At 67.9% G+C, this 8,715-nt stretch carries 11 protein-coding genes; 3 read left to right on the top strand and 8 right to left on the bottom strand.

From position 1 onward, the window contains the following. From rplQ to infA, 7 genes are all read right to left on the bottom strand, one after another. The coding region (gene rplQ, locus ACWDU1_RS25095; protein ID WP_450002069.1) for a 50S ribosomal protein L17 at window positions 1-258 on the bottom strand (258 nt) is incomplete at its 3' end. A gap of 49 nt (window positions 259-307) precedes the next feature. Further along, a complete protein-coding gene (locus ACWDU1_RS25090) occupies window positions 308-1,366 on the bottom strand; it encodes a DNA-directed RNA polymerase subunit alpha (protein ID WP_030522611.1) in 1,059 nt (352 codons plus the stop codon). 118 nt (window positions 1,367-1,484) lie between these two features. Continuing rightward, window positions 1,485-2,090 (bottom strand): 30S ribosomal protein S4, encoded by a 606-nt coding sequence (rpsD, locus tag ACWDU1_RS25085; protein WP_450002067.1) that lies wholly within the window; start codon window positions 2,088-2,090, stop codon window positions 1,485-1,487. Window positions 2,091-2,112: 22 nt separating this feature from the next. Beyond that, window positions 2,113-2,526, bottom strand: coding sequence for a 30S ribosomal protein S11 (rpsK, locus tag ACWDU1_RS25080; RefSeq protein ID WP_030522613.1), 414 nt, complete (start codon window positions 2,524-2,526; stop codon window positions 2,113-2,115). Between the two features lie 10 nt (window positions 2,527-2,536). Continuing rightward, a complete protein-coding gene (gene rpsM / locus ACWDU1_RS25075; RefSeq protein WP_030522614.1) occupies window positions 2,537-2,908 on the bottom strand; it encodes a 30S ribosomal protein S13 in 372 nt (123 codons plus the stop codon). Between the two features lie 190 nt (window positions 2,909-3,098). Next, window positions 3,099-3,212, bottom strand: coding sequence for a 50S ribosomal protein L36 (gene rpmJ / locus ACWDU1_RS25070; RefSeq protein WP_025347279.1), 114 nt, complete (start codon window positions 3,210-3,212; stop codon window positions 3,099-3,101). A gap of 105 nt (window positions 3,213-3,317) precedes the next feature. Next, window positions 3,318-3,539, bottom strand: a complete 222-nt coding sequence (gene infA / locus ACWDU1_RS25065) for a translation initiation factor IF-1 (RefSeq protein WP_003418601.1) — start codon at window positions 3,537-3,539, stop codon at window positions 3,318-3,320. 1,509 nt (window positions 3,540-5,048) lie between these two features. Between infA and ACWDU1_RS25060 the strand changes: the two genes are divergently transcribed. Further along, complete coding sequence (locus ACWDU1_RS25060) at window positions 5,049-6,449, top strand: nucleotide-binding protein (protein WP_450002070.1); 1,401 nt, start codon at window positions 5,049-5,051, stop codon at window positions 6,447-6,449. 36 nt (window positions 6,450-6,485) lie between these two features. Here ACWDU1_RS25060 and ACWDU1_RS25055 read toward each other — a convergent pair whose 3' ends face one another. After that, on the bottom strand, window positions 6,486-6,902 hold the full coding sequence (locus ACWDU1_RS25055; protein ID WP_357422145.1) for a DUF4254 domain-containing protein: 417 nt from the start codon (window positions 6,900-6,902) through the stop codon (window positions 6,486-6,488). 255 nt (window positions 6,903-7,157) lie between these two features. Here ACWDU1_RS25055 and ACWDU1_RS25050 point away from each other — a divergent pair, with 255 nt between their 5' ends. Continuing rightward, window positions 7,158-7,964, top strand: coding sequence for a GntR family transcriptional regulator (locus ACWDU1_RS25050; protein WP_450002065.1), 807 nt, complete (start codon window positions 7,158-7,160; stop codon window positions 7,962-7,964). A gap of 3 nt (window positions 7,965-7,967) precedes the next feature. Next, window positions 7,968-8,582 (top strand): GNAT family N-acetyltransferase, encoded by a 615-nt coding sequence (locus tag ACWDU1_RS25045; protein ID WP_450002063.1) that lies wholly within the window; start codon window positions 7,968-7,970, stop codon window positions 8,580-8,582. The last annotated feature ends 133 nt before the right edge of the window (window positions 8,583-8,715 follow it).

Below are 8,715 nucleotides of genomic sequence, written 5' to 3'. Positions count from 1 at the left end.
CGACGGGCCGATCTCGGCGAAGAGATCGTGCACGACGTCCTTGTTCCGGATCACCCGGAGCACCTCGCGACGGTCGGCCAGGGTGCCGGCCTTCGCCTTGGTGACCAGTTTCTCGGCATAGGGGCGCAGCGCCTTGGCCTTGGCCTCGGTGGTCTGGATTCGACCGTGCTCGAAGAGCGCCGTGGCCAGATTGGCGAAGATCGCCTTCTGGTGCGACGCCGACCCGCCGAAGCGAGCACCCTTCTTGGGCTTGGGCATTGTGGGTTCTCCTTGGTAAAGACCGTTCCGGGGCGCCTACCCCGTCGGCCTAGAGCTGTTCGGTTTCGGCGTAGTCCTGCTCGCCGCCGTCGTTATCGCTGAAAGTGCCGCTGTCGGACCAGGTTCCGGTGCTCGCGTCGTAGCCGACCACGCTGGACGGGTCGAAGGAGGCGGGGCTGTCCTTGAGCGAGAGGCCCAGCGCGTGCAGCTTGACCTTGACCTCGTCGATGGACTTCTGGCCGAAGTTGCGGATATCCAGCAGATCCGATTCGGTCCGCGCCACCAGCTCGCCGACGGTGTGCACACCCTCGCGCTTCAGGCAGTTGTAGGAACGGACGGTGAGGTCCAGATCCTCGATCGGCAGCCCGAAGGAGGCGATGTGATCCGCCTCGGCCGGGGAGGGGCCGATCTCGATACCTTCGGCTTCGACGTTCAGTTCACGGGCCAGGCCGAACAGTTCGACCAGGGTCTTGCCCGCCGAGGCGAGCGCGTCCCGCGCGCTGATGGAGTTCTTGGTCTCCACGTCGAGGATGAGCCGGTCGAAGTCGGTGCGCTGCTCGACACGGGTGGCCTCGACCTTGTAGGTCACCTTGAGCACCGGCGAGTAGATCGAATCCACCGGGATCCGGCCGATTTCCGCACCGGTCGCCTTGTTCTGCACCGCCGGGACGTAACCGCGACCGCGTTCGACGACCAGCTCGATCTCGAGCTTGCCCTTGTCGTTCAGGGTGGCGATATGCATATCCGGGTTGTGCACGACCACACCCGACGGCGGCACGATGTCATCGGCGGTGACGGTCCCCGGGCCCTGCTTACGCAGGTACATGGTGACCGGCTCGTCCTCTTCGGAGGACACGACCAGGCCCTTGAGGTTCAGGATGATGTCGGTGACATCCTCCTTCACGCCGGGCACGGTGGTGAACTCGTGCAGAACGCCGTCGATGCGGATGCTGGTCACCGCGGCCCCCGGGATCGAGGACAGCAGGGTGCGCCGCAGCGAGTTACCGAGGGTGTACCCGAAACCCGGCTCGAGCGGTTCGATGGTGAACTTCGACCGGTTGTCGGCGATGACCTCTTCGGTGAGGGTCGGACGCTGGGAAATCAGCATAGGATCAATCCTCCTGTTTTGGGCGCCCGCTATTTGACGCCTCGTTTAGGGGTTGTGCGGACCGGATAGCGGCCGGCCCGCACCAGCGGCGCAGCGTTCGCGCCGAGTAGAACTCGAATTACTTCGAGTAGTACTCGACGATCAGCTGTTCCTGCAGCGGCACATCGATCTGCGCGCGTTCCGGCAGCGAATGCACCAGGATGCGCAGCCGGCCCGGGATGACCTGGAGCCAGCCGGGGACCGGACGGTCACCGACGGTCTCCCGCGCCACCTGGAACGGCAGGGTCGGCAGCGACTTCTCCTTGACATCGATGATGTCGTACTGGGTGACCTGGAAAGAAGGCACGTTGACCTTCTTGTTGTTCACCAGGAAGTGGCCGTGGCTGACCAGCTGGCGGGCCTGGCGGCGGGTACGCGCCAGACCGGCGCGGTACACGACATTGTCCAGGCGGGTCTCCAGCAGACGGAGCAGGTTGTCGCCGGTCTTGCCCTTGAGGCGGTTGGCCTCTTCGTAGTACCGGCGGAACTGCTTCTCCATGACACCGTAGGAGAAGCGGGCCTTCTGCTTCTCCTGCAGCTGGAGCAGGTACTCGCTCTCCTTGATCCGCGCGCGGCCGTGCTGGCCGGGCGGGTAGGGGCGACGCTCGAAAGCCTGGTCACCGCCGATCAGGTCGACGCGCAGGCGACGCGATTTGCGGGTGATGGGTCCGGTGTAACGGGCCATTGTGCTCTACCTTCCTTCCCGCTTAGACGCGACGCCGCTTGGGCGGACGGCAGCCGTTGTGGGGCTGCGGAGTGACATCGGAGATCGTGCCGACCTCCAGGCCGGCGGCCTGCAGCGAACGGATCGCGGTCTCGCGGCCCGAACCCGGGCCCTTGACGAACACGTCGACCTTCTTGACGCCGTTCTCCTGCGCCTTGCGGGCCGCGTTCTCGGCGGCCAGCTGCGCGGCGAACGGGGTCGACTTGCGCGAACCCTTGAACCCGACGTGGCCCGACGACGCCCAGGAGATGACGTTGCCGGAAGGGTCGGTGATCGACACGATCGTGTTGTTGAACGTGCTCTTGATATGCGCGTGGCCGTGGGGAACGTTCTTCTTTTCCCTGCGACGCGACTTCTGGCTCTTCTTCGGGCCGGAGGCCCGGGACTTCGGAGGCATTCGCTATCCCCTACTTCTTCTTGCCGGCGACGGTGCGCTTCGGGCCCTTGCGGGTGCGCGCGTTGGTCTTGGTGCGCTGGCCGTGGACCGGGAGACCGCGACGATGCCGCAGGCCCTGGTAGCAGCCGATTTCGATCTTGCGTCGGATATCGGCCTGGACCTCACGACGCAGGTCACCTTCGACCTTGAGGGACGAGCCCTCGATGTAGTCACGCAGCTGCGTGACCTGCTCATCGGTGAGATCCTTCGAACGCAGGTCGGGGCTGACGCCCGTCGCGGCCAGGATCTCCTTGGAGCGGGTACGACCGACGCCGTAGATGTAGGTCAATGCGATCTCCATACGCTTCTCGCGCGGGAGGTCGACGCCCATGAGACGTGCCATCTGGCAGTTTCCTTAACTGTCGCGGAGGTCTGCTCCCTGTCCGTCCCCTCGTCTGGTGGGGCCCCGGCCTCCGGTCCGGGGGTAGGCGCGCACACCTTCCGGGTCACCCCGGAAAAATCCTCAGTGTGCGGCTGGCGCTGGGAGTTCTTCTCGTGCCAATCCGAACTACGTTCGGTGCTCGGCGCCGGTGTCAGCCCTGCCGCTGCTTGTGCCGCAGGTTGTCGCAGATCACCATGACCCGGCCGTTACGCCGGATCACCTTGCACTTCTCGCAGATCTTCTTGACGCTCGGCTGAACCTTCACGTCCGTCCAATCTTTCGTTGCGGCCCACACCCGAGGGTGTGGACACAGTTGACCCCGGCCGGGTACGACCGGGGAAATCTGGGGAGCGAACCGGGGCTCGCTCGTTCACTTGTAGCGGTAGACGATCCGACCGCGGGACAGGTCGTACGGCGAGAGTTCGACGACGACACGGTCCTCCGGCAGGATGCGGATGTAGTGCTGGCGCATCTTGCCGCTGATATGCGCGAGGACCTTGTGCCCGTTCTCGAGCTCGATCCGGAACATCGCATTCGGCAACGGCTCGACAACCCGCCCCTCGACCTCGATGGCCCCGTCTTTCTTCGCCATATCCTCCGCGATCCCGGTTACACTCAACCTGGTCTGATTGCCTGGTACTGCTCGATGCACCCGGCCGGAGCACGCGAGTTCGGCCGCAGAGCGGCCCACACTGCGCTACGGTGACCCCACAGCAGCTGATCACCAGAACCGATCGCACGCGAACAGGCGGCGCTTTGATACACCGCCTGGTCAGCTTACCGGTAGCCGTGGGATCGGGCAAAAAGGGGTCCCGGGGTCCGTGCGTCGCGTCCGCCGGTGGTGGCTCCCCGGCCCCGGGTGGAACGGGACTTGTCGCGTAAACTGGCGCTGTCCGAGGCCGACCATTCCAGGAGGGGACCGGTGAGCCGCAGTAACGACGGCCTCCCCATGCTGCCGCCATGGCTGGCCGACACCGAGGTCGCCGAGTCCGCGCAGGGGAATTTCCGCAACTACGAGCCGCCGCCGGTAGAGAACCTCCCGCAGGACGAGGTGATACCGGAGACTCCCGAACCCGCGAACGGTTTCTTCAACCGTCGTGGGCGCGGCGACGAGCGCGCCGCCGACGGCGACAAGAAGAAGGGCAAGGGCTGGTTCCGTAACAAGGACCGTGAGGAACCCTCACTCGAGGACCGGGTCGGTCCGTTGCTGCCCGGGAACAACGGCCCGCGACCGTCGCAGCGCAACAATTGGGCCGAGCAGACCGGCAAGCACGAATGGGCGACCCAGTCCCCGGGCGACCGGCCCGCGCCACCTCCCGAGGAAGATCCGTCCGCGGCTCTCCTGCGGCCGCCGCCGGAGCAGAGCACGCCGCCTCCCGCGTACCCCGCCACCGGCGACCCGTTCCGCGCCCCGGAGTCCGCGCCGCAGTGGGGGCCCGGCGCCGAGGCGTCCTACCCCTCCCCGGCCCCCGAGCCGCCGCGGGATACCCACCCCGCTCCGCCCTCGTTCACACCCGATCCGCCGCTCTCGGACGCCGCACCGCAACAGCCCTCGTTCCAGGCCCCGGCCGAGCAAGCGCCTTTCCAGGCCCCGTCCGAACCGGCTTCCTTCCAGGTCCCGTCCGATCACGCCGCCTTCCAGACCCCCGCGCCGAATCTGCCGATCCGCAACCCGAGCGAACCGGCGCCGGAGTTCGATCGGCTGCGCCCGCACCATCCCATCCCCCCGGAGCACTCGCGGCGAACGGATGCGGCCGGGGAGGCCGGGCGGCCCGAGAGTCCGGAGCGAGCACCGCGGGACGCGCCCGCACGCCCCGACCTCCCGCCGCCCCCGCCGCTGCCGGACCCGCCCGCGCCCACCGATCAGCAACCGTTCCAGCGGCTACCGGATCTACCGTCCGCGCCCACCGAACCGCCGCGCGCCGGCGACGTCCCGGATTTCGCTGAGGCCCCGGAGTCCGCGAGCACGGCAGCGAACGGCACCGCGGGTGGCACCGAAACGGCACCGGCCGATTCCGGCGCGATCCCGCAGTCCCCCTGGGCCGAGGCTCCCGCGCCTCCACAACCGCCGGCGCCCCGGCACGGTCAGCCCGAGCTCGATATCCCGGCACGCCCCGATACCGGTCACGGTGCCGCGGCCGACGCCAGGCCTACACCGGGGCCGGAGAGTTCGCGATCCCCCGCACCCGACGGTCCGCGCGGACCGGAGACCCGTCCACGCCCGGCGAATCAGAACATGCCGCCCCCGGCCTGGCAGATACCCGAGGCCCCGGCCCCGTCGACGGGTGGCGGCACGCCCGGCCCCCACTGGCGCACACCCGAGCAGACTCCCGCGCCAGGCCCGCAGCAGCCGCACCCGGACCGGCCGGCTCCGCACCAGCAGCCTGGGCAGCCCGGCCCCGCCCCGCACACCGGCGGTCCCGGTCCGGGCCCGAGCCCTTACTCGAACACTCCGCCGCCCCCGCAGTGGCAGCAGCCCGCTCCCGGCCCGCAGCACGGCGGTATGCCCCCGGCCGCGCAGTGGCAGCAGCCGCAGCAGCCGCAGCCGGGCCAGTTCGGCGGCCCGGGCCCAGGCGGTCCGTCGCTCGACGATGTCGCGGTGCGACGCGCGAAGAAACCGGCCGGGCAGGGCTGGCGCAAGGTGGTCCATCACGCGTCCGGCGGCCGGATCAATCCGGGTATGTCCGCCGAGGAGCGGCGGATGCTGGAACTGGTGGCCCGGATCCGCCAGCCGGTGCGCGGGGACTACCGCATCGCGGTGCTCTCGCTGAAGGGTGGTGTCGGTAAGACCACCACCACGATCGGGCTCGGGTCGACCTTCGCCTCCATCCGCGGCGATCGCGTGATCGCGGTCGACGCGAACCCCGACTTCGGAACCCTGTCACAGCGGGTACCCATGCAGACGCGCTCGACCGTGCGGGATCTGCTGCTCGATCCGGCCATCCAGCGGTACTCCGATGTCCGGCGGCATACCTCGCAGGCGACCAGCCGGCTGGAAGTGCTTGCCAGCGAACGGGATCCGGCCGCCTCGGAAGCGTTCAACGAGGACGAGTACCGCGCGGTGGCCCGTATCCTGCAGCGGTTCTACAACATCATCCTCACCGACTGCGGTACCGGGCTGATGCATTCGGCGATGGCCGGTGTCCTGCAACTGGCGCATTCGCTGGTCTTGATCTCCCCGACCGCGATCGACGGCGCGCAGAGCGCCTCCGCCACCCTGGACTGGCTGTCGCTGCACGGCTACCACCACTTGGTGCAGAACGCCGTCGTGGTGATCAACTCACCACGCGACGGCACCCCGAATATCGACGTGCAGCAACTGCGGCAGTACTTCCTGTCCCGCTGCCGGGCCGTGCATATGATCCCGTTCGACCCGCATATGTCCGAGGGCGCGGAGATCGATCTGCCGCGGCTGAAAAAAGAGACCAAACGCGCCTACGTGGAACTGGCGGCCACGGTGGCCGACGATTTCACGCAGAGCTACCGGTCGCAACCGGGGTGACGGGAGAGACCGCGGCGTGACGCATGCCGCGGGTTCTCACCACTCCGGCAGCCGCCGCCTACCTGCCAGGACGTCGCCCACCAGCGCGTCGTAGGCGTCGGCCAGTTCGGCCAGATGATGCCACGCGCCGTGCAGGAGTTCGTCGTCCGCGTCCAGCGTCATCAGCGCGTGATGCGCCCGGACGGCCGATTCGGCCATCCGGTCGATGATCGCGCCGATGGTCTCGGTGTGCAGGGTGACACCGAGCCGGTGCTGGGCGACATTGCGCCCCACCCAGTCGTCGATCGCGAGCACCAATTCCATCCGGCGCCTATCGATCTCGACCAGGCGGTCGGGGTCGGTGACGATGGATCCGCCACGCCCCACCAGCCTGCGCTCGTGCAGTACCGCGAGATCGCGGGCGTACCAGAGCAGCTGTCCCCCGACCACCCGATGCCCGCGCGCCGCGCGCACCAGTAGATCCGAATTCGGTAGCGGACCGGGAGACCCGTTCCGCGCCAAAGGATCAGCGCCCCGCGGGGCACTGGGAAGAGCCATTACGACTGTTGTATCCGAACCTGTCACGGTTGCCTCGCCGTTCATCGCCGCACAACACCGGGTCAGTACGTTCATTACAATAAACCGCAGAAGTCCACTGTCAAGCGATACAGGCCCCCCGCGACACGAAAAGCGTACACTTCGTTATCTGTAGACCACCCGAGGAGCACGATGGCGGACGGTCCGACGTATCGACGGATCGCGGACCACCTCCGCGAGGAGATACGAGCAGGCACCTGGCGACCGGGGGATCGTCTCCCCAGTCACGCGGAACTTGCCGAGCAGATGCAGGTTTCGCTCACCACCGCACGTAACGCGATCCAGTTGCTGGTCACCGAAAACCTTGTCTATACGGCTACCTCCCGGGGCACCATCGTTCGCAGCCAGGAAGTCCTGGAATCGGTCATCACCGATCACATCCGCCCCGATCGGCCGCGCGCGACCCACGATATCTTCGAGGAGATCGCCCGCGCCGCGGGCCGGGTTCCGACCAAGGAGTTCAGCGCCCGGATGGAACCGGCGAGCCGGCAGGTCGCGCGCTGGCTGGGGATACCGGTGGATTCCTGGGTGCTGGCCCGGACCGTGGTGCAGTTCCTGGACAACGAACCGTGGTCGTGGGAGGTGAGCTTCTATCCACGAGATCTCGCGGAGGCCACCGGTATCGATTCACCGCACGATATCGCCGAAGGCACGACACGCCGACTGGCCGAACGCGGTCACGGAGAGACGGCCCATCGCGACACGCTCGTGGCCCGGCCCGCCACGGCGGAGGAGGCCTCGGTACTCGGTATCGCGATCGGTACCATTCTGCTCGACCATCTGCGCATCGGCGCCAATCATGAACGGATCACCCGCGTAACCCGCCACCGGTCGACGGCCACCAGCAATCGCCTCGCCTACGAGCTGGGCGATGCCGCCGGTACCGCGGTCATTCGTGGCGTGCTGGATCAGACCGATCGGTCTGGGATATGGTTCTAGCCCATGACCGTGCAGATTCGGCCGGCCGCTCTCGATGACTTGGACCTGATCTGCCGCCTGCGGCTACAGCGCGCGACGTGGCTCGCGGCCCGCGGCTCGGACCAGTGGTCCACCGAGGCCTCCGGCCTATCGATCGATTACTTCTCCCGCGTCGTCGGACGGGCACTGACCGCCGGTGAGACCTGGGTCGCCGAGGTCGACGGCGAGCCCGCGGGCACGATCACCGTCAACGACCGCGCCGACCGCGAGCTGTGGAGCAATGCCGAACTGGCGGATTCGCTGATCGTCCACTATCTGATCGTGGACCTGCGCTTCGCCGGGCACGGCGTGGGACGGCGACTGCTCGCCCACGCGGCCGCACTCGCCCGGGCCTACGAACGCCAGTGGGTCAGGCTCGACGCCTGGACCTCCAACACCGAACTGCACACCTACTATCGCCGCGCGGGCTTCCGCTTCGTCCGGGTCGCCGATCCCGACAGCCCGAGCCCCTCGTGCGCGCTGTTCGAACGTCATATCAAGAGCTGGCTACTCGACGACGATCTGCTCGACGCGCGGCCGAGCGCCTTCCCGATGACGCCGCTGGCCCGCTATCCGATCGTCCTCCCCGTATTCGGCTGAGCGGTCCGCCGCGGTGCGGGACCGCGGCGGGCCGGCGGGGCCAGCCGGGTGGGGATCGGTAGAGCGGGGGGTGGGGGAAGAGTGTGTTGGATGTGGGGTAGTTCTGGGTGGGGGGCGGGGGATGAGAGAGGGG

Source organism: Nocardia sp. NPDC003345, from assembly GCF_053589395.1.
Note: the sequence above shows the minus strand (reverse complement) of the source record. Positions and strands in the feature narration are given on the sequence as shown.

Excerpts from the sequence above, each read along its gene's own strand:
- ACWDU1_RS25090 (WP_030522611.1), bottom strand. The coding sequence starts at position 1,366 with ATGCTGATTTCCCAGCGTCCGACCCTCACCGAAGAGGTCATCGCCGAC.
- rpsD (WP_450002067.1), bottom strand. The coding sequence starts at position 2,090 with ATGGCCCGTTACACCGGACCCATCACCCGCAAATCGCGTCGCCTGCGC.
- rpsK (WP_030522613.1), bottom strand. The coding sequence starts at position 2,526 with ATGCCTCCGAAGTCCCGGGCCTCCGGCCCGAAGAAGAGCCAGAAGTCG.
- rpsM (WP_030522614.1), bottom strand. The coding sequence starts at position 2,908 with ATGGCACGTCTCATGGGCGTCGACCTCCCGCGCGAGAAGCGTATGGAG.
- infA (WP_003418601.1), bottom strand. The coding sequence starts at position 3,539 with ATGGCGAAGAAAGACGGGGCCATCGAGGTCGAGGGGCGGGTTGTCGAG.
- ACWDU1_RS25050 (WP_450002065.1), top strand. The coding sequence starts at position 7,158 with ATGGCGGACGGTCCGACGTATCGACGGATCGCGGACCACCTCCGCGAG.
- ACWDU1_RS25045 (WP_450002063.1), top strand. The coding sequence starts at position 7,968 with ATGACCGTGCAGATTCGGCCGGCCGCTCTCGATGACTTGGACCTGATC.